This window comes from Micromonospora sp. NPDC005173 (assembly GCF_040608515.1).
GTDB lineage: Bacteria > Actinomycetota > Actinomycetes > Mycobacteriales > Micromonosporaceae > Micromonospora.
This window is the reverse complement of the sequence record NZ_JBEXIK010000001.1, coordinates 339,547-362,206: the sequence shown is the minus strand read 5'-3', so window position 1 is coordinate 362,206 and position 22,660 is coordinate 339,547. Positions and strand designations below refer to the sequence as shown.

Annotated in this window: 26 protein-coding genes; 17 read left to right on the top strand and 9 right to left on the bottom strand. The window is 70.6% G+C overall.

The features are described from left to right. Window positions 1–73 precede the first annotated feature (73 nt). The 3 genes from dnaJ (at window position 74) to ABZV00_RS01760 (ending at window position 2,053) form a co-directional block, all read left to right on the top strand. Window positions 74–1,255, top strand: a complete 1,182-nt coding sequence (gene dnaJ, locus ABZV00_RS01770; RefSeq protein ID WP_328422263.1) for a molecular chaperone DnaJ — start codon at window positions 74–76, stop codon at window positions 1,253–1,255. 30 nt (window positions 1,256–1,285) lie between these two features. After that, on the top strand, window positions 1,286–1,726 hold the full coding sequence (locus ABZV00_RS01765) for a helix-turn-helix transcriptional regulator (protein ID WP_328426208.1): 441 nt from the start codon (window positions 1,286–1,288) through the stop codon (window positions 1,724–1,726). Window positions 1,727–1,858: 132 nt separating this feature from the next. Next, window positions 1,859–2,053 (top strand): hypothetical protein, encoded by a 195-nt coding sequence (locus ABZV00_RS01760; RefSeq protein ID WP_328422265.1) that lies wholly within the window; start codon window positions 1,859–1,861, stop codon window positions 2,051–2,053. Between the two features lie 138 nt (window positions 2,054–2,191). On the opposite strand, the gene ABZV00_RS01755 is transcribed toward ABZV00_RS01760, so the two are convergent. The 4 genes from ABZV00_RS01755 to ABZV00_RS01740 form a co-directional block, all read right to left on the bottom strand. Next, complete coding sequence (locus ABZV00_RS01755; RefSeq protein WP_355600952.1) at window positions 2,192–2,623, bottom strand: hypothetical protein; 432 nt, start codon at window positions 2,621–2,623, stop codon at window positions 2,192–2,194. A 210-nt stretch (window positions 2,624–2,833) separates the two neighbouring features. Further along, window positions 2,834–4,039 carry a cation:proton antiporter gene (locus ABZV00_RS01750; protein WP_355600950.1) on the bottom strand — a complete coding sequence of 402 codons (1,206 nt, stop codon included), beginning with the start codon at window positions 4,037–4,039 and terminating at the stop codon, window positions 2,834–2,836. Window positions 4,040–4,044: 5 nt separating this feature from the next. After that, complete coding sequence (locus ABZV00_RS01745) at window positions 4,045–4,545, bottom strand: cation:proton antiporter regulatory subunit (protein WP_328422271.1); 501 nt, start codon at window positions 4,543–4,545, stop codon at window positions 4,045–4,047. An 80-nt stretch (window positions 4,546–4,625) separates the two neighbouring features. Beyond that, on the bottom strand, window positions 4,626–4,847 hold the full coding sequence (locus ABZV00_RS01740; RefSeq protein WP_328422273.1) for a winged helix-turn-helix domain-containing protein: 222 nt from the start codon (window positions 4,845–4,847) through the stop codon (window positions 4,626–4,628). 270 nt (window positions 4,848–5,117) lie between these two features. Between ABZV00_RS01740 and ABZV00_RS01735 the strand changes: the two genes are divergently transcribed. Next, complete coding sequence (locus ABZV00_RS01735; protein WP_355600948.1) at window positions 5,118–5,381, top strand: hypothetical protein; 264 nt, start codon at window positions 5,118–5,120, stop codon at window positions 5,379–5,381. A gap of 84 nt (window positions 5,382–5,465) precedes the next feature. On the opposite strand, the gene ABZV00_RS01730 is transcribed toward ABZV00_RS01735, so the two are convergent. Continuing rightward, window positions 5,466–6,602, bottom strand: a complete 1,137-nt coding sequence (locus ABZV00_RS01730; RefSeq protein ID WP_355600946.1) for an epoxide hydrolase family protein — start codon at window positions 6,600–6,602, stop codon at window positions 5,466–5,468. An 85-nt stretch (window positions 6,603–6,687) separates the two neighbouring features. On the opposite strand from ABZV00_RS01730, the gene ABZV00_RS01725 reads away from it, so the two are divergent. From ABZV00_RS01725 to ABZV00_RS01685, 9 genes are all read left to right on the top strand, one after another. Then, the gene (locus ABZV00_RS01725; RefSeq protein ID WP_355600944.1) at window positions 6,688–7,341 is read left to right on the top strand and encodes a helix-turn-helix domain-containing protein; all 654 of its coding nucleotides are present in this window, start codon (window positions 6,688–6,690) and stop codon (window positions 7,339–7,341) included. Window positions 7,342–7,427: 86 nt separating this feature from the next. Next, window positions 7,428–10,019 carry an ATP-dependent chaperone ClpB gene (gene clpB, locus ABZV00_RS01720; protein WP_328422281.1) on the top strand — a complete coding sequence of 864 codons (2,592 nt, stop codon included), beginning with the start codon at window positions 7,428–7,430 and terminating at the stop codon, window positions 10,017–10,019. 104 nt (window positions 10,020–10,123) lie between these two features. Beyond that, window positions 10,124–10,504, top strand: coding sequence for a hypothetical protein (locus tag ABZV00_RS01715; protein WP_355600942.1), 381 nt, complete (start codon window positions 10,124–10,126; stop codon window positions 10,502–10,504). A 142-nt stretch (window positions 10,505–10,646) separates the two neighbouring features. Beyond that, the gene (locus tag ABZV00_RS01710; protein ID WP_355600940.1) at window positions 10,647–11,267 is read left to right on the top strand and encodes a DUF4178 domain-containing protein; all 621 of its coding nucleotides are present in this window, start codon (window positions 10,647–10,649) and stop codon (window positions 11,265–11,267) included. Between the two features lie 92 nt (window positions 11,268–11,359). After that, a complete protein-coding gene (locus ABZV00_RS01705) occupies window positions 11,360–12,184 on the top strand; it encodes a hypothetical protein (protein ID WP_328422287.1) in 825 nt (274 codons plus the stop codon). 71 nt (window positions 12,185–12,255) lie between these two features. Next, window positions 12,256–12,921 (top strand): hypothetical protein, encoded by a 666-nt coding sequence (locus ABZV00_RS01700; protein ID WP_355600938.1) that lies wholly within the window; start codon window positions 12,256–12,258, stop codon window positions 12,919–12,921. A gap of 10 nt (window positions 12,922–12,931) precedes the next feature. After that, window positions 12,932–13,741: an SDR family oxidoreductase gene (locus ABZV00_RS01695; RefSeq protein WP_328422291.1), complete on the top strand. Its 810-nt coding sequence runs from the start codon at window positions 12,932–12,934 to the stop codon at window positions 13,739–13,741. A 169-nt stretch (window positions 13,742–13,910) separates the two neighbouring features. Beyond that, complete coding sequence (gene pyrE / locus ABZV00_RS01690) at window positions 13,911–14,450, top strand: orotate phosphoribosyltransferase (protein WP_328422292.1); 540 nt, start codon at window positions 13,911–13,913, stop codon at window positions 14,448–14,450. A gap of 57 nt (window positions 14,451–14,507) precedes the next feature. Then, complete coding sequence (locus tag ABZV00_RS01685) at window positions 14,508–14,885, top strand: metalloregulator ArsR/SmtB family transcription factor (RefSeq protein ID WP_007454255.1); 378 nt, start codon at window positions 14,508–14,510, stop codon at window positions 14,883–14,885. Window positions 14,886–15,054: 169 nt separating this feature from the next. Here ABZV00_RS01685 and ABZV00_RS01680 read toward each other — a convergent pair whose 3' ends face one another. Continuing rightward, the gene (locus ABZV00_RS01680; RefSeq protein WP_328422293.1) at window positions 15,055–15,876 is read right to left on the bottom strand and encodes a DedA family protein; all 822 of its coding nucleotides are present in this window, start codon (window positions 15,874–15,876) and stop codon (window positions 15,055–15,057) included. 130 nt (window positions 15,877–16,006) lie between these two features. Next, window positions 16,007–17,572 carry an LPXTG cell wall anchor domain-containing protein gene (locus ABZV00_RS01675; RefSeq protein ID WP_355600935.1) on the bottom strand — a complete coding sequence of 522 codons (1,566 nt, stop codon included), beginning with the start codon at window positions 17,570–17,572 and terminating at the stop codon, window positions 16,007–16,009. A 177-nt stretch (window positions 17,573–17,749) separates the two neighbouring features. On the opposite strand from ABZV00_RS01675, the gene ABZV00_RS01670 reads away from it, so the two are divergent. Both ABZV00_RS01670 and ABZV00_RS01665 read left to right on the top strand, forming a co-directional pair. Beyond that, window positions 17,750–18,235 (top strand): SigE family RNA polymerase sigma factor, encoded by a 486-nt coding sequence (locus ABZV00_RS01670; RefSeq protein ID WP_355600933.1) that lies wholly within the window; start codon window positions 17,750–17,752, stop codon window positions 18,233–18,235. After that, on the top strand, window positions 18,232–19,290 hold the full coding sequence (locus tag ABZV00_RS01665; RefSeq protein WP_328422299.1) for an LCP family protein: 1,059 nt from the start codon (window positions 18,232–18,234) through the stop codon (window positions 19,288–19,290). The genes ABZV00_RS01670 and ABZV00_RS01665 overlap by 4 nt, the downstream gene beginning before the upstream one ends. An 18-nt stretch (window positions 19,291–19,308) precedes the next feature. Here the strand turns inward: ABZV00_RS01665 and ABZV00_RS01660 are convergent, their stop codons facing one another. After that, on the bottom strand, window positions 19,309–19,521 hold the full coding sequence (locus tag ABZV00_RS01660; RefSeq protein ID WP_355600931.1) for a hypothetical protein: 213 nt from the start codon (window positions 19,519–19,521) through the stop codon (window positions 19,309–19,311). Between the two features lie 123 nt (window positions 19,522–19,644). Between ABZV00_RS01660 and ABZV00_RS01655 the strand changes: the two genes are divergently transcribed. Then, the gene (locus tag ABZV00_RS01655; RefSeq protein ID WP_328426210.1) at window positions 19,645–20,028 is read left to right on the top strand and encodes a phage holin family protein; all 384 of its coding nucleotides are present in this window, start codon (window positions 19,645–19,647) and stop codon (window positions 20,026–20,028) included. A gap of 143 nt (window positions 20,029–20,171) precedes the next feature. Beyond that, window positions 20,172–21,197 (top strand): class II fructose-bisphosphate aldolase, encoded by a 1,026-nt coding sequence (fbaA, locus tag ABZV00_RS01650; RefSeq protein WP_355600928.1) that lies wholly within the window; start codon window positions 20,172–20,174, stop codon window positions 21,195–21,197. 53 nt (window positions 21,198–21,250) lie between these two features. Here fbaA and ABZV00_RS01645 read toward each other — a convergent pair whose 3' ends face one another. Further along, window positions 21,251–22,450: a hypothetical protein gene (locus tag ABZV00_RS01645; protein ID WP_355600926.1), complete on the bottom strand. Its 1,200-nt coding sequence runs from the start codon at window positions 22,448–22,450 to the stop codon at window positions 21,251–21,253. Window positions 22,451–22,660: the final 210 nt, after the last annotated feature.

The following is a 22,660-nucleotide window of genomic DNA, read 5'->3' as shown; positions in this document are numbered from 1 at the left end:
ACCGGGCCGTCCCGTCCGCCGCGATGCGGTGGGCGGGACGGCCCGACCACGACGGTAGGAAGGGGGTGGACCGGTGAGTTCGAAGGACTGGCTCGAGAAGGACTTCTACGCCGTGCTCGGCGTGGACAAGGCCGCCTCCGCGGATGACATCAAGAAGGCGTACCGCAAGTTGGCGCGGGAGTCGCACCCGGACCACAACCCGGGCGACCCGAAGGCCGAGGAGCGGTTCAAGGCCGCGTCCGAGGCGTACAACGTGCTGTCGGACACCGGCCGTCGCCGGGAGTACGACGAGATGCGTTCGCTGTTCGGCTCGGGCGCGTTCCGGCGCAATGCGCGGGGTGCGGGGCCGGGCGGCGTGCCCTTCGACGTCTCCGACCTGTTCGGCGGCGGGGCCGAGGGCGGTGACCGTCGCTTCGGCGGGGCCGGCTTCCAGGACCTGTTCAGCTCGATCTTCTCCGGCGGCCAGGGCGGTGGGCAGGCCGCGCCGCGCGGTCCGGCCCGCGGTCGGGACGTGGAGACCGAGGTGGCGCTGGACTTCGGCGACGCGGTGCGCGGGGTGACTCTGCCGCTGACGCTCCGCGCCCCAGGCGTCTGCGACACCTGCCACGGCAACGGGGCCAAGCCCGGCACCCAGCCGCGCACCTGCCCGTCCTGCCACGGCGCCGGAGTGACGACCCGCAACCAGGGGTCGTTCAGCTTCTCCGAGCCGTGCCGCACCTGCCAGGGCGTCGGCACGGTGGTCGAGGAGAAGTGCCCCGAGTGCCACGGCAGCGGCGGGGTCACCAAGACCCGCACGCTGAACGTGCGCTTCCCCGCCGGCGTGGCCGACGGCCAACGGATCCGGCTGGCCGGGCGGGGCGAGCCGGGTGAGCGCGGCGGCCCGGCCGGTGACCTGTTCGTGCACGTCAAAGTCCGGCCGGACGAGCTGTTCGGGCGTACCGGCGACGACCTGACGCTGACCGTGCCGGTCACCTTCGCGGAGGCCGTGCTCGGCACGGACCTCCGGGTGCCCACGCTCGACGGCGCGGTGACCCTGCGGGTCCCGCCGGGTACGCCGAGCGGTCGGGTGCTGCGGGCTCGGGGCAAGGGCGTGGTCCGCCGCGACGGGCAGGCCGGCGACCTGCTGGTCACGCTGGACGTGGTGGTGCCGGCCCGGTTGTCGGACGAGGCGCGCACGGCGCTGGAGGCGTTCGCCGAGCAGAGCCCGCCAGCGGCACGGGAACATCTCGACGCACGGGTGCGTCGGATCAGTTAGTCCGGTGGGATGGACGCGGAGGTGAGCGGGATGTCGGGCGAGTTCCTCGGTTCGGGTGACCCTGCCTACGAGGCCAAGGTGCTGATGATCTCGGTCGCGGCACGGATGGCGGGGATGCACCCACAGACCCTTCGCCAGTACGACCGGCTGGGGCTCGTGCAGCCCGGCCGGGCGGCCGGCGGCGGGCGTCGGTACAGCGTGCGCGACGTGGTGCTGCTGCGCGAGGTGCAGCGGCTCAGCCAGGACGACGGGATCAACCTGGCCGGCGTCAAGCGGATCATCGGGCTGGAGCAGTTGCTGGAGCAGGCGCAGCAGCGGGTGGCCCGGCTGGAGGCGGAGTTGGACGCCGCGTACCGCCGGGTGGCCGAGCTGGAGTCGCTCGCCCGCTTCCCGGGCCGGGATCTGGTGCCGACCAACCGCACCTCCACCGCGCTGGTGGTCTGGCGTCCCCGCCGCCTGCCCGATCGCTGACCCGCTCTTCCGGTCCCTTCTCCTCGGCCCGGCCCGCTCCGGTTTTCCGGCGCTGGCCGGGCCGTTCCGGTTAGCCTGTCGACACGGGTTCTATCGGCTTAATTCGGACCTACCGGCATAGCAGGGGGAGCGATGGCGGAGCCGGCGAAGGAGATGGCCCAGCAGACGGAGGACCGGCTCGAAGACCTGGCCGACACCATCCGCGAGAAGTTCGACAAGGTGACCGAGGGAAGCTTCCGGGACCAGATCACCGAAGGGCGGTTCGCCGACCAGGTCGACCACGGCGTCGACCAGGGCCGGGCCGAGACCCAGCGGAAGCAGGACTGACCGGTAACCGACGTGCGGGCCGGGACCCACGGGGGGTCCCGGCCCGTTCGCCGTCTTAAACGCGGGCCGGGACGCGGTGACGCCTGCGGTGGGGGTCCCGGCCCGTTCGCCGTTCTGAGTGCGGGCCGGGACGCGGCCTCAGCCGAGACGGCGGTTTTCGCGGACCAGGCCGCCCTCGCACCAGTCCCGGTAGGCGAAGAGGTCCGGTCGGGCCAGCAACACCCGGCCGTTGTGCGCCCAGATCTTCATCAGCTCGTCGCCGTCGCGCTCCGCCTGCTCGACCAGCTTGCGGAAGCGGCGCTTCGGGTGCGCGCGGAAGTTCGTCCGGATGCCGTCGGCCGCGTAGATGTAGAGGCAGTGCAGCGCGAAGCGGCGGGCCGGACAGGTCGAGTCCATCGCAAGCTCGAAGAGCGTCAACACCAGCCGGTCACCGGAGACCAGGAGGTCCCAGTCGGGTGGCATGGAAGACAACGGCACCGAATCGGGCTGGTACGCCCAAGCTCGTAACTCCGCCGGAGTCGGATCGACGGGGTTAGCGAAGCCGTGGAACGTCGACTCCTGCACGCTCACCGGCCAACCTTCCGCTCTCGCCCGCGTCGGCACTGGCCGTCCGCGAACCCTGGCTGCTGGGGCGAAACGGTAACCCGCCGTCGGGTGCTGCGGTAGTCCTCGTTGGGAGCAATTCAGCAACCGTTGGCCTGGCCGGGCGAACTGGATGGTCGAGCGGACACGAGCACCGCCGCCGCCGTTCAGAATGCGGGAAACGGCGGCGGCGACGCGTCAGTCGTGAATCGGAACCGGCTCCCGCCGCTGGGCCGCCGCGCGGGTGCGCAGCCACCGCTTGAACCACGGGAAGTCGGGCAGCCGGGCCAGCATCGGCCCGGTCACGACGGTGATCAGTACGTACGCCGTCGCCAGCGCGGCCAACCGTGGCTCGACGCTGCCGGAGGCCACCGCGAGCCCGGCGATGACGATGGAGAACTCACCGCGGGGTACGAGTGCCAGGCCGGCACGCCAACGACCGGGTTCGGCGATGCCGACGCGACGGGCCGCGAGGTAGCCGGTGAGCGTCTTCGTCGCCATGGTGACCACGGCCAGCGCGAGTGCCGGCAGCAGCACCGGAGGGATGTCCCGTGGATCGGTGACCAGCCCGAAGAAGACGAAGAACACCGCGGCGAACAGGTCCCGCAGCGGGGAGAGCAATTGGGTCGCGTGGTGTGCCACCGGGCCGGAGAGCGCGATGCCGACCAGGAACGCGCCGACCGCCGCCGAGACCTGGAGCTTCGCCGCGAGGCCGGCGATCAGCAGGGTCAGACCGAGTACGCCGAGCAGCAGCGCCTCCGGGTCCTTCGCCGACAGGGCGGACGAGATCAGATGGCCGTACCGAATGGCGACCACCAGCACGAGCAGCACCGTGCCCACCGCGACGGCGAGCGCGATGCCGCCGCCGAGCAGGCCGGTGCCGGCCAGCACGGCGGTCACCAGCGGCAGGTAGAGGGCCATCGCCAGGTCCTCGATCACCAGGACCGAGAGGATCACCGGCGTCTCCCGGTTACCGAGCCGGCCCAGGTCGGCGAGGACCTTGGCGATCACCCCGGAGGAGGAGACCCAGGTGATGCCGCCGAGCACCAGGGCGGCCACCCAGTCCCAGCCGAGCAGCAGGGCGAACGCCGCGCCGGGCAGCGCGTTGAACACGCCGTCGATCAACCCGGCCGGGGCCGCCGAACGGAGGTTGCCGACCAGTTCGTTGGCCGAGTACTCCAGGCCGAGCATCACCAGCAGCAGGATCACGCCGATCTCGGCGCCGACCGCGAAGAACTCCTCGCTGGCGTTGAGCGGGAGCAGCCCGCCGTGCCCGAACGCCAGCCCGGCGAGCAGGTAGAGGGGAATGGGTGAGAGGCCAACCCGGCGGCTGAGCCGGCCGAGGACCCCAAGCAGCAGCAGCAGCGCGCCGACTTCGACGAGCAGAGTTGTGGATTCGTGCATCCGCCTCAGCCGTCCGGGTCACTGTCGGCGAGGATGGCGGACACGCCGTCGAGACCCTTGCGGGTCCCGACAACGACCACCACGTCGCCGGCTGCGAAGCGGAAGGTGGGAAGCGGCGAGACGATAACCTCGCCGTCGCGCAGCACCGCCACGATGGAGGCGCTGGTGCGGGTACGCGCCTTGGTGTCACCGAGCTGCCGGTTGACGTACCGCGACCCGGCCGGGATGGCGAACTGCTCGGTGAGCAGACCGGCGGCCTGTTCGCGCAGCCCGGAGAGCTGGCCGAGCATCAGCGACGCGCCGAGGATGTCGGCCAGCGCCTCCGCCTCGTCGTCGGTCAGCGGGATGTCGGCCTGACAGGAGTCGGGATCGTCGGGGTCATAGAGGACAAGATCACGGCGGCCATTGCGGTGGGAGACGACGCCCAAACGGCGTCCGGACTCCGTCACCAGATCGTGGCGTACCCCGATGCCTGGTAAGGCGGTCTGCTCGACACGTACTCGCACCCGCCAAGGCTACCGCTTCGTGAACCGGGCTTAGATCTTGGTCGAACTCGGCCCGTCCAAGAGCCGTTTCCTTCCAGGATCTAGGGCTTGTCGCTGACGTACGTGCCCTTGCCCTGGTGGCCCTCGATCAGGCCCTCGGCTTGCAGGATCAGCAGAGCGGAACGGACCGGCTCGGCGGACACGCCGTAGTGCGCGATCATCTCGCGCAGCGAGGGCAGCTTGTCGCCGGGCGCGTATTCGCCCGAACTGATCTTGTCGCGAATGTCCTGTGCGATGCGCTGGCGGTCCGAGACTCGGGGCATGGGGCAACTCCTGGTAGGCCCCAAGATCCTCCCATGCGTGTGGCCGGTCGGCCAACACTTCGCGTGCTAAGCATGGTCACTGGTTGTCTTGCAATGCTTTGCATTGTACGTTGGCCGTGCGGGCGCTTGGGAGTGGAAAGCCTGGTAGGCAACCGGCCCTCGGCCTGGTCGTCCGCATTGGCTGGCACGGTCGCCCGCTCGGCCGTGCCAGCAGCCATCCACCAGAGAGGGTGATGCCATGACGTGTGAACCGACTGTCGTGCGACTCCAATGAGCGGGCGTTTTGTCATTCACCTGCCGGTGGCCGCGCCCGACCTGGCTCGCGCCAAGATGCTGGGTCGGACCGCCGGCCGGTCGCTGGCCTTCCTGGCCCGGATCGACCTCGGTGGGATCACCGTCTCGACCGAGGACGACCAGGGGGTACGACACTGGGTCTTCTGCGACCAGCGGCTGGACGGTGATCGCCGTTGCGTGCTGCGAGCCGACCACGAGACTCCCTGCACCGCCCGCCTGCCCCGTCGAACCGGCCGGTGATGTCGTAACCGATTCAGCTCGACAGGCGCCGGACGCGCCGGTGCCCGCCCCGACGGAGCGGAGCGGGCACCCGGGCGCGACTGGTCAGCGAAGGCTGGCGAAGAACTCGCGGATGTCGGCGACCAGCACATCGGTGGCCTGGTGGGCGGCGTAGTGGCCGCCGACGTCCCCGCGGCCGTCGACGTCCGTCTCGTACGCCGTCCACCGGACGATGTTCGCGTGGTCCCGGTCGGCGAAGCGGCGGATGGACTGGAAGTCGCCGGGGAACATGGCCAGCGCGGTCGGCACGGTGGTCGGGTCGGTCGGCGGCTGGCCGGCGTGCGCGTCCTCCCAGTAGAACCGGACCGCCGAGGCGGCCGTGCCGGTGAACCAGTAGACCGCCACGTTGGCCAGGATGAAGTCGGCCTCCAGGCTCTCGTCGAAGAGTTGGGCGTTCCAGGCCAGCAGCCCGACCGGCGAGTCGGCCAACCCGAACGCCAGGGTCTGCGGCTGCTGGCTGTGCACCTGGTTGAAGGAGAACTTGTTCTCGTAGAACCACTGGAGGTGCTCAAGCGCCGCCTGGTCGGCCTCGGAGAGCCCGGCGAACTCGGCCGGGTCGCCCGAGGGGAACGAGAAGAGCTGGGTGACGTGTACGCCGAGCACGTGCTCCGAATCGGTTCGGCCCAACTCGGGCGCGATCATCGAGCCGGCGTCGTTGCCGATGGCGCCGTAGCAGTCGTACCCCAGTCGGTTCATCAGCTCGGCCCAGGCGCGGGCGGTGCGGTAGCGGTTCCAGCCGGCGCTGCGGGTCGGGCCGGAGAATCCGAAGCCGGGCAGCGACGGGATGACCAGGTGGAAGGCCGGCGCGTCCGGTGCGGTCGGCTCGGTGAGCGGGGCGATCACGTCCAGGTACTCCAGCACCGAGCCGGGCCAGCCGTGGGTGAGCACCAGCGGGGTGGCGTCCGGGCGGGACGACCGGACGTGCAGGAAGTGGATCTGCTCGCCGTCGATCTCGGTGACGAACTGCGGGTGGGCGTTCAGTTGGGCCTCGACGGCCCGCCAGTCGAACCCGTCGCGCCACCGGTCGGCGAGGGCGCGGACCCGGTCGTTGCTCATCCCGTACGCGTCGCCTGCGCCGGGGAGGTCGGCGGGCCAGATCGTGCGGCCCAGTCGGTCAGCCAGGTCGTCGAGGGCGGTCTGCGGGATCTCGACGCGGAACGGGCGGATCGCGGTGCCGGTCATCTCGGAACTCCTTCGGAACGGAATGTTTCGTTCTGCAATCAGAGTAGCAGACCGGAATGATCCGTTCCACTGTTAGTCTGGAGTCATGTCGACTCCCCCCGGAAAGAACGACGTGCCGCTGGCCGGTCGCCGTGCCCAGGCCGCGCGCAACGACGAGGTGATCCTGGAAGCCGCCCGTGCGGTCTTCCTCGACGACCCGAAGGCCCCGATCGCCGCCGTCGCCGAACGCGCCGGCGTCGGCATCAGTGCCCTCTACCGGCGGTACGCGGGCAAGGAGGACCTGCTGCGCCAGCTCTGCCACGACGGGCTTCGCCGGTACATCGCGGTGGCCGAGGCGGCCCTCGCCGAGCCGGACGACTGGGCCGCGTTCGCCGGCTTCATGGCCCGGGTGGTCGACGCCGACGTGCACTCGCTCACCGTCCACCTGGCCGGCACCTTCACTCCGACCGAGGAGATGGGTCGGGCCGCGATGCGCGCCAGCGAGCTGGCCACGGTGCTGTTCGAGCGGGCTCACGCCAGCGGGCGGCTGCGTCCGGACGTGGTCGTGCAGGACCTGGGGCTGGTGCTGGAGGCGTGCGCCGCGGTGCGCGTACCCGATCCGGAGCGGACCGGGCAGTTGCGCCAACGCCAGCTGGCGGTGCTGCTGGCGGGCCTGTCGACGACGCCGGACACGGATCCGCTGCCCGGCCCGCCCCCGGCGGCCGGGGAGTTCGCCTGGCGGTGGCGCCGCCCGGAGTGATGGGCGTCACAGCGCTAAGGTTGAGTGGAATACGCTCAACTCTGGTTGTGTCCAAACCATTGGACAACGCCGATCCGGGGGAGCCCATGAACACCGAACGCCTCACCACCAAGAGCCGCGAGACCATCACGGGTGCCGTCGCACTGGCCAACCAGCGCGGCCACGCCACCGTGGAGCCGTGGCACCTACTGCTGTCCCTGCTGGACACCGACGGCTCGACCGCCGCCGGCCTGCTGCGCGCCGTCGGCGCCGACCCCGCCGAGCTGCGCCGGGCCGCCCAGCGCGCGGTCGACGGCCTGCCCGCCGCGCGGGGCTCCAGCATCGCCGAGCCCACCCTGGCCCGGGAGTTCGTCAATGCCATCGGGGCCGCCGAGCAGATCGCCCGGCCGCTGGGCGACGAGTACACCTCCACCGAGCACCTGCTGGCCGGTCTGGCCCGGGTGGGCGGTGCGGTGTCCGGCGCGCTGAAGTCAGCCGGCGCCACCGAGGAGGCCCTGGTCGCCGCGTTCCCGACCGTCCGGGGTGGGGACCGGCGGGTCACCACCGCCGACCCGGAGCAGACCTACCAGGCATTGACCAAGTACGGCGTCGACCTCACCGCCAGCGCCCGGGACGGCAAGATCGACCCGGTGATCGGCCGGGACTCGGAGATCCGCCGCGTCATCCAGGTGCTCTCCCGGCGTACCAAGAACAACCCGGTGCTGATCGGCGAGCCCGGCGTCGGCAAGACCGCGATCGTCGAGGGCCTGGCCCAGCGGATCGTGGCCGGTGACGTGCCCGAGTCGCTGCGCGACAAGAAGCTGATCTCGTTGGACCTCGGCGCGATGGTCGCCGGCGCGCAGTACCGCGGTCAGTTCGAGGAGCGGCTGAAGTCCGTCTTGGAGGAGATCAAGAACTCCAACGGGCAGGTCATCACGTTCCTCGACGAGCTGCACACCGTGGTCGGTGCCGGCAAGGGCGAGGGCTCGATGGACGCCGGCAACATGCTCAAGCCGATGCTCGCCCGCGGTGAGCTGCGCATGGTCGGTGCCACCACGCTGGACGAGTACCGCGAGCACATCGAGAAGGACCCGGCGCTGGAGCGTCGCTTCCAGCCGGTGCTGGTCGGCGAGCCGACCATCGAGGACACCATCGGCATCCTGCGCGGGCTCAAGGAGCGCTACGAGGTGCACCACGGCGTCCGGATCACCGACGCCGCACTGGTCGCCGCCGCGTCGCTGTCGAACCGCTACATCACCGACCGGTTCCTGCCGGACAAGGCGATCGACCTGGTCGACGAGTCCGCGTCCCGGCTCCGGATGGAGATCGACTCCCGGCCGGTCGAGGTGGACGAGATCGAGCGGGCGGTCCGCCGGCTGGAGATCGAGGAGATGGCGCTGGCCAAGGAGCCGGACGCCGCCTCCGCCGAGCGGTTGGTGCGGCTGCGCCAGGAGTTGGCCGACAAGCGCGAGCAGCTCACCGTGCTCTCCGAGCGTTGGCAGACGGAGAAGAGCCACATCACCAAGCTCTCCACCGCCAAGGAGGAGCTGGAGCGCCTGGGTGGCGAGGCCGAGCGGGCCGAGCGCGACGGGGAGTTGGAGCGTGCCGCCGAGCTGCGCTACGGCCGGATCCCCGCGCTCAAGGTCGAGCTGAAGCAGGCCGAGGAGGAGCTGGCCCAGCTCCAGGCCGACGGCGCGATGCTCAAGGAGGAGGTCGGCGCGGACGACATCGCCGCGGTGGTCGCCTCCTGGACCGGCATCCCGGCCGGCCGGCTGCTGGAGGGCGAGACGGCGAAGCTGCTCCGGATGGAGGAGTCGTTGGGCGGCCGGGTGGTCGGCCAGGTCGAGGCGGTGGGCGCGGTCTCCGACGCGGTGCGCCGGGCCCGGGCCGGTGTCGCCGACCCGGACCGTCCGACCGGCAGCTTCCTCTTCCTCGGCCCGACCGGGGTCGGCAAGACGGAGCTGGCCAAGGCGCTCGCCGAGTTCCTCTTCGACGACGAGCGGGCGATGGTCCGCATCGACATGAGCGAGTACGGCGAGAAGCACTCCGTGGCCCGCCTCGTCGGTGCCCCGCCCGGCTACATCGGCTACGAGGAGGGTGGCCAGCTCACCGAGGCGGTGCGCCGCCGGCCGTACTCGGTGGTGCTGCTGGACGAGGTGGAGAAGGCCCACCCGGACGTCTTCGACGTGCTGCTCCAGGTGCTCGACGACGGTCGGCTCACCGACGGTCAGGGCCGCACGGTGGACTTCCGCAACGCGATCCTGATCCTCACCTCCAACCTCGGGTCGTCGGTGATCGGCGATCTGACGCTGGGCGAGGAGCAGCGTCGGGAGGGGGTCCTCGCGGTGGTCCGCTCGCACTTCAAGCCGGAGTTCCTCAACCGGCTGGACGACATCGTGGTGTTCGCCGCGCTGCGCGGGGACGATCTGCGCTCCATCGTGGACATCCAGCTGGACCGGATGCGGCGGCGCCTGGCCGACCGCCGACTGGCCCTGGACATCACCGAGTCCGCGCGTCAGTGGCTCGCCGAGCACGGCTACGACCCGATCTACGGCGCCCGTCCGCTACGCCGCCTGGTTCAGACGGCGATCGGCGACCAACTGGCCAAGGCCCTCCTGTCGGGCACCATCCGCGATGGCGACACGGTAAAGGTCGACCTGACCACCCCCACGAACACCCTCACGGTAACCCCCGCCTGACCAGCGCGGTGATCAAGAGGTTTGCGTCATCGAGACGTCTTCTCATGACGCAAACCTTTTGATCAACAGGGTGAGGTGGGTGCGGGCGGGGAAAGGATGGGGTCATGTTCGGGATCGGGAAGAAGTGGGAACGGGAACTGGACGCCGCCGTTGACGAGTTGGTGGGGGCCGACACGCTCGCCTTTGGCGGGGTTGGCATCGCGGGCACATTGCTGCCCGTGACCGAGGCCTACCACCGGGTCGGGGCCGCTCTCGACGACCACCCCGAGGAGGTACGACGGCAGCTCGACCGGCTGCTGGCCGAGGGCTCACCCGCCGGTCGGGCGTACGCGGCCACGCTGCTGGAGCGGATCGACCCGGCGACGGCCCGGGCAACCTGGACGTCGCTGCGGGACGACCCGACCGAGTTCACCACCTTCGTCGGCTGCGTGATGGGTCGCACCACCCTCGGCGACTACGCCACCCAACGACTCGCCGCAGCATGATCCGTTCGCCGATCGGAGCTACCCGATCGGCCCTGCCGACCGCCGACGGCCCACCGCGCGTTGAGCTATCGGCCACAGCACGAGCCTCCCGGGTGCCGAGGCTTGTTACCGTCTGCGCCGACGTACCTGGGGAGGTGGTCGGGTGGACGCACCGGTGATGTACCTGGTGGCGGCGGTGGTCGTACTCGCGGTGGTCGTGATCGTGATCGTCGTGCGGGCCCGGCGGCGGGCGACGGCCCGGCCCGGCGGTGCGCCACCCCGCGGACGGCCCGAGCGCGGCCGGGTGGCGGAGTCGCCGCGCGGCGGCCCGCACCGCCTGGCCCCGGGCGACCGCGTGCGGATCCACGACCAGGAGTACGCCGTGAGCGGCACGATCCGCCTGGTCGAGGGGGACTGGAGTTGGGTGCAGCACCTGCTCGACGACGTCTCCGGCACCCGGCAGCGTCTCTCCGTGGAGGACGGCCCCGACCTGGAGTTGGTGCTCTGGACCGCCGAGCCTGGCGCGACCGTCACCCCGGGCGCCCCGACCATCGACCTCGGCGGCCGGCGCTACACCTGGGCCGAGACCGGGCAGGCGCGCTACACCGCCATCGGAGAGACCGGGCTGCTGCCGGCCGGGACCATGCGTTACCACGACTACCAGTCCGGCGGCGACGCGCGGCTCTCCTTCGAGGCGTACGGCGAAGAGGGCTGGCGGGTGGCCCGCGGTGACCTGCTCGACCCCGCCGACCTGACGATCCAGCCCGCTACCGACGACCGCTGAGCGCGACCCCGACGGGCGCGCCGGGGTCGTCACGGCATGCCAGAGTGGCCGGTTGTCGATACGGTGTGGGCGCGATCTAGGGAAGGAGAATCGTGGTCGATTCCCAGAGCACGCCGGCCCGCCAGCGGCCATCCATCGTGACGATTTCCAGCTATCTGCTTTTTCTGTTCCTGGCGTGCCAGGTGATCAGTCTTGTCCTCACCCTCGCCACCGCCGGCAAGACCCGTGACGCGCTCCGTGAGGCGTACGAGGGCAGTACCGCCGAGGGCGCCGACCAGGTGGCGGATGTCTTCTACGCCATCGGCCTCGGCAGCAGCATCCTGCTGCTCCTGCTCGCGGTCGTGCTGGGCGTGCTGGCCCTGTTCAACAACCAGGGTCGCAACGGCGCCCGGATCACCACCTGGATCGTCGGCGGCATCATGGTCTGCTGCGTGGGTGGCAGCCTGCTCAGCGGCGCGGCCGGCAGCCTCACCACCGGTGGGGACACCAGCGGTGACATGCCGAGCGCCGAGGAGATCCAGCGTCGGCTGGACGAGGCCCTGCCCTCCTGGCTCACCCCGGTCAGCATCCTGCTCGGCGTGATCAGCCTGCTCGCACTGCTCGCGGCGCTGATCCTGCTGGCGCTGCCGAAGGCCAACGAGTTCTTCCGCAAGCCCGCCGTGGGCTGGGAGCCGCCGACTCCGGGCGCCAGCTACCCGGGCTACCCGCAGGCGCCGGGCCAGCCCGGCTACCCGCAGGCCCCCGCCGAGCCGGGCTATCCGTCGACGCCGGGTTACCCGTCGACGCCGGGTCAGGCGCCCGGGTCGGATCAGCCGGGCTACCCGCCGCCGCCCTCGACGGGCACGGCCGGCACGGACCGGCCGGACGACACGCCGCCGGCCGACCGCCCCGGACAGAACCCGCCGTCGACGAGTTGACCGCTCGATAGCCACGACACCGACGATCCCTCCGATAGGTTGCAACCCGACGCCTACCGGAGGGATTCGTCGTGTCGTACCCGGAATCGGCACCGGTCCGCCGGCCCGCTGTGGTCCTGCTGGCAACGGCTGTGCTGCTGGTGATGGCGGTCGCCGCACTCGCGTACACCGTCGTCGACCTGGCGGTGCTGGGCCGGACGGTCGTCGCCTTCCGCTCCGCCGCCCGGGACACCTCGGCGAGCGCGCAGCAGATCGACGACGTGGTGACCCTGCTGCGAGCCTCCGCGGCACTGTCGGCGGTGGTGGCCGCGCTCTCTGCGCCGGTGCTCGCCGGCCTGGCCCTCGGGTTGCTGGCCGGTCGATCCGGCGTCCGGGTGGCCACCTGGGTGGTCTGCGGGCTCGGTCTGCTCGCCGGCTGTTGCAGCGTGGCGGTGGTCATCGGTGAACGGGCCGCACCACTGCGGTTGGGCGACGGCGAGCGGGCGACCGCCGAGCTACTGGGCCTGATCGGTGACGCGTACCCGTCGTGGTGGATCCCGTTGAACGCGGGGCTTTCGGTCGGACAGTGCCTCGGTTACCTTGTGGTAGCTACGCTGCTGACCCTGCCGGCGGCGAACGCCTGGTTCCGTCGGCACCGCCCGACGACGCCAGCCGTGCCGACCGTTCCACCCCGGTTCCCACCCGCCCCGCACCAGCCGCTGCCGGCGCCGCCCGCGCCCCCGTACCCGCCCAGGTGAGGACCCGCCCGTGACGCTCGACCCGACGACCGCTGAGCGACGGGCCCTGATCACCGGCGCCACCGCCGGCATCGGCGCGGCGTTCACCCGCCGATTGGCCGCCGACGGTTGGCACCTGGTGCTGGTCGCCCGGGACGCGGGCCGGCTGACTGAGTTGGCTGCCGAGTTGGGCTCCCGGTTTGGCCGCGAGGTGGAGACGATTTCGGCGGACCTGTCCACGGACGACGGCTGCGCGACCGTGGAACGGCGCCTCGCCGACGGAAGCCCGGTGCACCTGCTCGTCAACAACGCCGGGATCAGCCTGAACAAGCCGTTCCTGCGCTCCTCCGCCGAGGACGAGGCACGCCTGCTGCGGCTCAACGTCCACGCGGTCATGCGGCTGACCCTGGCGGCGCTTCGTCCGATGACCGAACGGCGGGATGGGGCAGTGATAAATGTCTCTTCGGTTGCCGGATTCGGCACGGTGATGCCCGGGTCGACCTACTCGGCCAGCAAGGCGTGGGTCACCAATTTCAGCGAGTCCGTCGGCCAGTCGACGCGCCCGTTCGGCGTCCGGGTGATGGCCCTCTGCCCTGGCTACACCCGCACCGAGTTCCACGAGCGTGCCGGCATCAACATGTCGAAGACGCCGGAGTGGATGTGGCTGCGGGCCGAGGATGTGGTCGACGAAGCCTTGCGTGACCTGGGCAAAGGCAAGTTGGTCAGCATCCCGGCGTGGAAGTACAAAGTGGCCGTCGCCGGTCTGCGCCTCGCGCCGCGCCGGCTGCTCCAGGCGGTCGCCCGGGACACCCGTGGCCGGATAGGTCGCGACGAGAGCTGAGCCTCCACGGGCCGGCCGGTCCGCGGGCACTGTCGCCGGGAGGTTGGCGTGCCGCAACTGGCACGGTCGCTGAGCGTAGTCGAACATCGCCAACCGTCGGTCCCCCGGCGGCCTGATCAGGGTGGACCCCACATACGGCGTTCAGACTTGCGCAGTAATCTCTATCGCCATGGGGGACCACGACGACCTGCGTAAATTCATTACCGACCTGGCTGTGGTCCACGGACGGGTCGTGCTCTCCTCGGGGCGCGAGGCAGACTGGTACGTCGATCTGCGGCGTGTCACGCTCCATCACCAGGCCGCTCCGTTGGTCGGTCGGGTGTTGCTTGACCTCACCGCCGATTGGGAGTTCGACGCCGTCGGCGGGCTCACCCTGGGCGCGGACCCCGTCGCGCTCTCGATGATGCACGCCGCCGCTCCAACCGGTCGGGCACTGGACGCCTTTGTGGTGCGCAAGGCGGGCAAGGCCCACGGTCTACAGCGGCGGATCGAGGGGCCGGAAGTGGCCGGCCGCCGCGTGTTGGCGGTGGAGGATACGTCCACGACGGGTGGAAGTGTGTTGACGGCGGTCGAGGCGCTTCGTGAGGCCGGAGCCGAAGTCGTGGGTGTGGCGGTTATTGTTGATCGAGGTGCCGGCGACGCGGTGCGAGCCGCCGGATTGCCGTACCGGGCGGCCTATACGTTGGCTGACCTCGGCCTTGTGGCGTAAAAGTTTGCCGATTCGGATCTGCTGATATGCAGGCGGATCGATGCTGCTGGTGGAAGGATGGAATACGTGGGAACTGCGTTGGCCGAAATGACTATGCCTCAGATCTCGCCGCTTGCCGGCGAGCCGATCGAACGTGCCGATGCCGAGCGTCTCGCGGGGGTCCTCAAGGCCCTTGCCGATCCCGCCCGGTTGCGGCTGCTCAGCCTGATCCAGTCGGCCCCAGAGGGCGAGGCGTGCGTCTGTGACCTGACGGCGCCGCTCGGCCTCTCTCAGCCGACGGTCAGTCACCACCTGCGTATCCTCACCGAGGCCGGCTTGCTGGAGCGGGAGAAGCGCGGTGTCTGGGCGTACTACCGGCTGGTCCCGAGTGCGATCGCGACGATCGCCGACCTGCTGACCCCGCCGCGTAAGCGGGCCACCAAGAAGGCCCGCTGAAGTAGGCACTGCACACCGTCCCGCGCCGGGATGGTGTCCGGTGGCGAGCCAGGGGTGGCGCCATCGGTGAGTGACACCTGCTCGTCCTCGGCCGCACCGCCGGAGGCCGGGTCCGACATGCCGACGGCCGACCCCCTCATCAGGGGGCCGGCCGTCGTCGTACCTCGGGTCAGCGCTCCTGGCCGTGCTCCGGACGCCGACGGTCGTGCGGGTGCTCGTCGTGGTCGAACGTCTCGCGGACCGCTTCCACCGCGCCAACGGCGCTGGCCGTCGCGACCACAGCGACCGCCTCGCCGCGCTTGCGGGCCCGACGGTCGCGGAGGAACTCGAAGAAGATCGGCAGCACCGAGATCACGATGATCAGGGCTACCACCGGCAGGATGTAGTGGTCGATCTTGTCGCCGATGGCCTGGTAGATCTGCTCGGCCAGCAGGTAGCCGATCAGCAGGATGCCGTCCACCCAGAGCACCGCGCCGACGATGTTCCAGAGCAGGAACTTCCGCGCCGGCATGCCCAGAGCGCCGGCGACCGGGTTGAGGAAGGTCCGGACGATCGGGATGAAGCGCGCCAGCACCACGGCCTTCGCCGGGCCGAACTTCTGGAAGTAGTACTCCGCCTTCTCCACGTACTCCTTCTTGAAGAGCCGGGAGTTCGGCCGCTCGAACATCCGCCGGCCGTACCGCGCGCCGAGCCAGTGCCCCAGCTGGGCACCGACGATCGCGCAGATCGGCCCACCGATCAGCAGGCCGGCCAGGGAAAGCCGGGTGCCGTCGCCGAAGATGGCGTCCGCGACCGGCGACGAGGCCACCCCGGCCAGGAACAGCAGCGAGTCGCCGGGGAAGAAGAAGCCCACCAGCAGGCCGGTCTCGGCGAAGAGAATCACCCATACGCCGATCAGCCCGAAGGTCTGCAACAGCTCCTTGGGATCGAGCGGGTTCAGGGCGACGCTCTCCGCGAGCGCGCGGGTCTTCTCAGCTGTGTCCACGGCCACAAAGGGTACCGAAGGCTGGGCCTCGTAATGCGCCGGACCGCCCCCACCACCCTACGGCGAATCCTGCGTGCCACAACGACGGTGCCCCGCCGACCGGATGGTCGGCGGGGCACCGGTGGTGCGGGGTGGATCAGGCGACGAAGCGGGTCCGGCGGCGCTTGGCCACCAGGTAGCCGCCGACGCCGGCGGCGAGCAGCAGTGCGCCGATACCGGCGATCAGGCCGGTGGACTCACCGGTGACCGGAAGGCCTCCGCCGTCACCGTTGTCGCCTCCGCCGTTACCTCCACCGCCGTTACCGCCGCCCGCGGAGGTCGGGTTGATGACGATCTTCGCGGTGTTGTTGCTCTTGTTCGGGTCACCGCTCAGCGCGGTGGTGATGGCACCCGTGGCGTCCGGGACGACCTTGTCGATCCGGAGGGCGAACTCCAACGAGGTCTCGTAGTCCTGCCAGCTCTCCAGGACCTGGCAGGCGTACTCCTTGGCACCCGGCTCGCCCCAACCCGCGTTCCACGGGTCCCACTCCTTCTCGGGCGCGAACGGCACGCAGTCGAAGGGAGCCTCGATCACCGTCGTGTCGGCCGGGACAGACACCCGGACTGGCAGGTCCTCGCGCCGGATGCCCGGCGTGCTCTGGCCCTGGTACTCGACCACAGCCGGCCCCAGGTTGGTGAAGCTCGGCGCGACGGTGACCACGTCGCCCTTCTTGCCACTCGCGGTCACGCCCTTGGTCGCCAGGTCCGCGTGGTTGTCGCCGGTCACCCGGACGGTCCCGACGGTGGTGCTGTTCTGCTTGTCCAGGTCGGTCTGCGGCACCCGTGCCGCCTGCATCGACTGCGCGACGAGACGAAGCTCCTTGCCCTTGCCGGGCTTGACGTCGTCCAGGAACCAGTCCTTGAACGCCAGGTTCCAGTCGTCCGTGGTCCACCAGTCCAGATAGACCGGGAACTTGGCGCTCGTACGTGCCTCCGGGGCTACCTTGATGGGCAGGTCCTCGGAGAGCTTGTACGACTTGCCCGGCTCGATCTTCGTGTCGAACGCGCAGAAGGCGGCCATGCCCCACTCGTCCGACTTGCAGTTCGAGAAATCCCCGCCGTAGGCGGCGAGGTATTCGGCCTGTACGACGAGGACGGTGCCATCGACGGTGGTCTCACCGGCGTTGCGTACGACGCCCGGCAAGCCCGCGCTGCCACCCGGAGCGCCGCTGGCCTCGACGGTCGGGTCGCTCACCAGGTCAACGCCTTCAGCGATGGTGATGTCGGCCGTCGCCTTGGCCGTCTTGCCGCCGGAGGTGATGCTGATCGCCAGCGGACCCTTCTGCCCCGGCTTCGCGTCGTCCTTACCCGTGACCATGTAGTCGAACGAGGGCCACTGGCCATCCTCGACGTCGGTCTCGCAGTGCAGCTTGGCCGGCGACACATCGCAGGTCCAGCCCCACCCGGGCTCCACCGTGGCGAACTCCGCGACCGCGGAGAGGTCGATGTCCACGGAGGTGCGACCGAACTTCGGCTCCGACTCGGTGTCGGTCGGCTGAGCGTAGAACCAGGCGTAGTCCAGGTGGCCGGGCGCGACGAGCAGATCGTGCGTCGAGATCTCGAAAGGGGCTTCAGCGGCGACGGCCGGACTGGCGGAGGCGGCGACGAACGCGCCTGCTACGCCCAGTCCGGCGAGCCAGCGCCGGGTGGAGTGGGTGAGCATGAAGGGGTTCCTCCAGAGGGGGATTCAGGTGCAGCCTGCGGATCTTAAGGAAACTCACAGGTTGGCCGCCGCCCCGATCGGGGCTCATCCGCGAGGACCAGCCGAAAGGCTGATCAACATGACCGCAACGTTCGGGCCGTCCACTCCCGTCATCTGAGCAGGAGCCCGGGAGGTGCAGTGACGTACGAGGAGTTCGCGGACACGCGACTTGCCCCGCTGCTGCGGTACGCGGTGATGCTCACCGGCGATCCGCATCAGGCACAGGATCTGGTGCAGGAGACGATGGTCCGGGTCCAGCTCAACTGGCGACGCGTCGCCCGGGCGGACTTACCCGAGCGCTACGTGCGCCGGATGCTCACCAACCAGTACGTCGACTGGCGGCGCGGCTCGTGGATGCGCCGGGTGCTGCTGCGCGGGGAACCCGACGAGGCGGTGCCGGAGCCAGCCGACCATGCCCAGTCCGCCGTGGACCGGGACCAGATCTGGTCCTGGCTGTCCCGGCTGCCGCGCCGGCAGCGGGCCACCCTGGTGCTGCGCTACTACGAGGACCTGCCCGACGCCGAGATCGCCGACATCCTCGGCTGCGCCGTCGGGACCGTACGTTCGTCCATCTCCCGGGCCCTGGCCACGCTTCGGGCCGAGTACGTGGAGGCCTGTTCATGATCGAGGACGACCTGCGTGCCGCTTTCGCCCGGCACGAGCCGCTGACCCCGCCGACCGGCCCGCTGCGGGCCACGATCGACCGGCTGGCGAACGGCCGGCGGCGGCGCCGTCGACGGTGGCAGACCGGTGGTACAGCGCTGGCCCTGCTCGGCGTACTGGGGATCGGGGTGCCCCTGTTCACCCCGGAGCGCTCCGGGCCGCCGCCAACCGCCGACCTGCTCGGCGAATCGAGCCGGCCGGTGGTGACGGGTGCGCTGAACATCCTGCTGCTCGGCATCGACGGCGACGGGCGGGAGGTATCGCGAGCAGATTCGGTGCTGTTGGTGCACATTCCGTCCGACCAGAGCCGCCCGTACCTGGTCTCGTTGCCGCGTGACCTGGGCGTGCCGATCCCCGGCCACGGGACCGACAAGCTGAACGCCGCGTTCGCGTTCGGTGCCGGGTTCACCCGGCCGGACATGTCCAAGGGCTACGAGCTGACTAGACGTACGGTCGCCGAGCTGACCGGGGTCCACGTGGATGCCGGCGTGGTGCTGACCTACCCCGGACTGCGCAAGCTCGCCGACGCGGTAGAGGGCGTGCCGGTCTGTCTGCCCCAGCAGGTGCGCTCCGTCCACACTCGGCGGATCTTCTCGGCCGGCTGTCAGCGTCTCGACGGTGCCGCGTCGGTCGACCTGCTTCGCCAGCGGCGTGGGCTACCCGAGGGCAGCCTGGACCGGGACCGTAACGCCCGGCTCTTCGCCGCCGGGCTGGTCCGACAGGCCACCGACCAGGGCGTGCTCACCAACCCGGTACGACTCTCAACGCTGTTGGGAACCGTCGGCCCGGAGCTCCTGGTGTCTCCCGACCGAGCCGCGGTGCTGGATTTGATGCGGCTCGTGCCCACGCTGCGATCGGTCGAACCGATCGGGCTCAGCTTGCCGGTCACGGAGCCCGCCGGGCCGCCTTATCACCTGATCGCCGACCCGAAGCTCGCCCCGGAGTTCCTGACCGCGCTCCGTGAGGATCGGCTCGGCGACTGGGCGGCCCGCCACCCGGAGCGGGTCGACCGCTGAAGCTCGCCGGGTGTGGCGTCAGCGGTAGTCGTCCTCGTCTCCGCTGACCACCCGGGCCTGCTCCATGGCGTCCCAGTCGCCGACCTCCAGGCCGCGGTGCGGCTCGGCGTCGGTGTCGTTCGGGCCGACCACTGCGGCCTGCTCGACCGCGTCGGCCGGCGCCGCCTCGGGGTCGCGTTCGTCCGCGTCGAGGTGATCGCCGGGGGTGAAGTCCTCATCGGGCTGACCCATCGTCCCTCCCGGGGGCTCGGTGCACGGTTCCCACCCACCGTACGGGGTGTGCCGGTGCCGCGCCTGGAAGCCGAGTCGGCGGAATCTCCCCGGGGCGACACGACCCGGTGCCAGGATGGGGCGGTGGGCTTCCTCATCCGGCTGGCGATCACGGCGGTCGCGTTGTGGATCACCACGCTGATCGTGCCGGGGGTCGACGTGCACGGCCGCTCGGGTGGCAACACCGTGCTCACGCTGATCGTGGTGGCGCTGATCTTCGGCGTGATCAACGCGGTGCTCAAGCCGATCATCAAGGTGGTCGGCTGCGTCTTCTATCTGCTGACCCTGGGCCTGTTCGCGCTGGTGGTCAACGCGCTGCTCTTCCTGCTCACCGACCGGATCGCCCGCGGGCTGGACCTGCCGTTCCAGGTGGACGGTTTCTGGGCGGCGTTCTGGGGAGCGATCGTGATGACTGTGGTCACCTGGCTGATCAGCGTCATCGTGCCCGACAACCTGGACAACCGGTGAGCGGATCCCGGCCGGAACCCGGGTCGGTTGTTCCGGCGCACCTCACCTACGGGATACTTCCGGGCGGAGGACAGCGCGGTCCGGCGCACAAATGAACAACAGCGGCCAGCACGGCCGAGAGTGGTAAGTAAGGAGCGTTCGACATGCCCATCGCTTCCCCCGAGGCTTACGCGGAGATGCTGGACCGCGCCAAGGCTGGCCGGTACGCGTACCCCGCGATCAACGTGACCTCCTCCCAGACGCTGAACGCGGCGCTCAAGGGCTTCGCCGACGCGGAGAGCGACGGCATCATCCAGGTCTCCACCGGTGGCGCCGAGTACCTGTCCGGCCCCTCGATCAAGGACATGGTCACCGGCGCGGTGGCGTTCGCCGCGTACGCACACGAGGTGGCCAAGAAGTACCCGGTCAACATCGCGCTGCACACCGACCACTGCCCGAAGGACAAGCTGGACGGCTTCGTCCGGCCGCTGATGGGCATCTCGCAGGAGCGGGTGAAGCGCGGCGAGCAGCCGCTGTTCCAGTCGCACATGTGGGACGGCTCGGCCGTGCCGGTGGCGGAGAACCTGCAGATCGCCTCCCAACTCCTCGACGAGGCCGCCAAGGGCAAGATCGTCCTTGAGATCGAGGTCGGCGTCGTCGGTGGCGAGGAGGACGGCGTCGAGAACGCCATCAACGACAAGCTCTACACCACCGTCGAGGACGGCCTGGCCATGGTCGAGGCGCTCGGCCTCGGCGAGAAGGGCCGCTACATGGCGGCGCTGACCTTCGGCAACGTGCACGGCGTCTACAAGCCGGGCAACGTCAAGCTCCGCCCGGAGATCCTCAAGCAGATCCAGGACGCGGTCGGCGCGAAGTACGGCAAGGACAAGCCGCTCAGCCTGGTCTTCCACGGCGGCTCGGGCTCCCTGCTGAGCGAGATCCGCGAGGCGCTGGACTACGGCGTGGTGAAGATGAACATCGACACCGACACCCAGTACGCCTTCACCCGGCCCGTCGCCGACCACATGCTGCGCAACTACGACGGCGTGCTGAAGATCGACGGCGAGGTCGGCAACAAGAAGCAGTACGACCCGCGTACCTGGGGCAAGGCCGCCGAGGCCGGCCTGGCCACCCGGGTCGTCGAGGCGTGCGAGCACCTGCGCTCCACCGGCACCAAGATGTCCAAGTAACGACGTTCCCACCGACGGCCGGCTCCCCTCGGGGGCCGGCCGTCGTCGTCTCGTCAGGCCGGCGCGGTGAGCAGGCGGACGGCCTCACGCACGTCGTCGGTCAGGTGGATCGTCGACGACAGGTCGCCGAACGGGGAGGCGGCCAACAGCGGACGCAACAACGCCTCCACCGGCAGCTCCTGGGTCCAGTACGCGCGGTCCAGGAAGATGTACGCCCCGCTCGCCCCGTCGGTGCCGTAGTAGGTCTTGGTGGCCGCCTGGAACACCTCCTGCACCGTGCCCGCCCGTCCCGGAGCGAAGACGATGCCGCCCCGGGCGAGCCGCAGGATGGTGTCCTCCCGGATCGCGTTCGAGAAGTACTTGGCGATCCGCCCCGCGAACAGATTCGCCGGCTCGTGCCCGTACAGCCAGGTCGGGATGGCCAGCCCGCCGGCCCGCGCCCATCCCGCGTCGGCGCCGCGCTGCCGGGGCACGCCCGCGTACCGCTGCCGGATCTCCAGCGCCGTGGCGGTGTACCGGTGGTGGTCGGTGAAATCGGGCGCGGTGGCCAGCAGATCGATCGCCGCGGTCAACTCCGCCGCAGGCTGGTCCGCCAGGTAGGCGCCGAGGTTCGCCGCCTCCATCACCCCGGGGCCGCCGCCGGTCACCACCAGCCGGTCGGCCCGCGCCAGCTCCCAACCCAGCACGGCCGCCATCCGGTACGCCGGGCTGCCGCGCCGCACCGCGTGCCCGCCCATGATTCCCACCACCGACTGCGGCCCGTGCCCGGCCAGCCAGGCCCGGGTGGCGTCGGCCAGCGCGTTGTCCACGCCATGGTCGTGCAGCCGCTGACCGAGCGCCTCCTTGACGTCCGGCAGCGCGCCGCCGTGCGCCCGGTAGTGCTCGTACACCCGGGTGTCGTACATCCCGGTGAACCCGCCGTCGGCGAACCCGGCGGCCAGCTCCTCCGGGGTGTAGAGGTGCGTCGGCTGGGTCGGGTAGGGCAGCCCGGAGAACGGGGGCACCACGTTCGCGCCGCGCCGGACCAGGTCGGCGCCGACCTCCCGGGAGGCGAACCGGCAGCCGACGAAGAGGGTGCCGGTGACCTCGACGCCGGTCAGGTCGGGGGCCGGGGCGAGGTCGAGGCGGAGCCCCTGCACGGTCAGCCCGGTCAGGCGGCCGGTGGCCAGGCGCTGGTCGAGCTCGTCGCGGGTCTGGATCTCGTTGGCGTGCAGGTGCGGCTCGATGACGTCCGCGGGAGGTGGGGTCGGCACCGGGCCATCCTGCCCCTCCGGCGGGGGCGGCCAAACCCCGGGCCGGGGGCGGAACCGACAGGAGCCCGGTGGTCGTGGCCACCGGGCTCCTGCTTAACCGGGTCCTGGGGAGGCTCCGGACCATTAGTTGTAGTGGAAAACACCTGGCGCCGGCATAGGCCGCAGGCGTGACCAACTCCTCAGCCGTTCAGCCGAACGCGTTGGCCGACC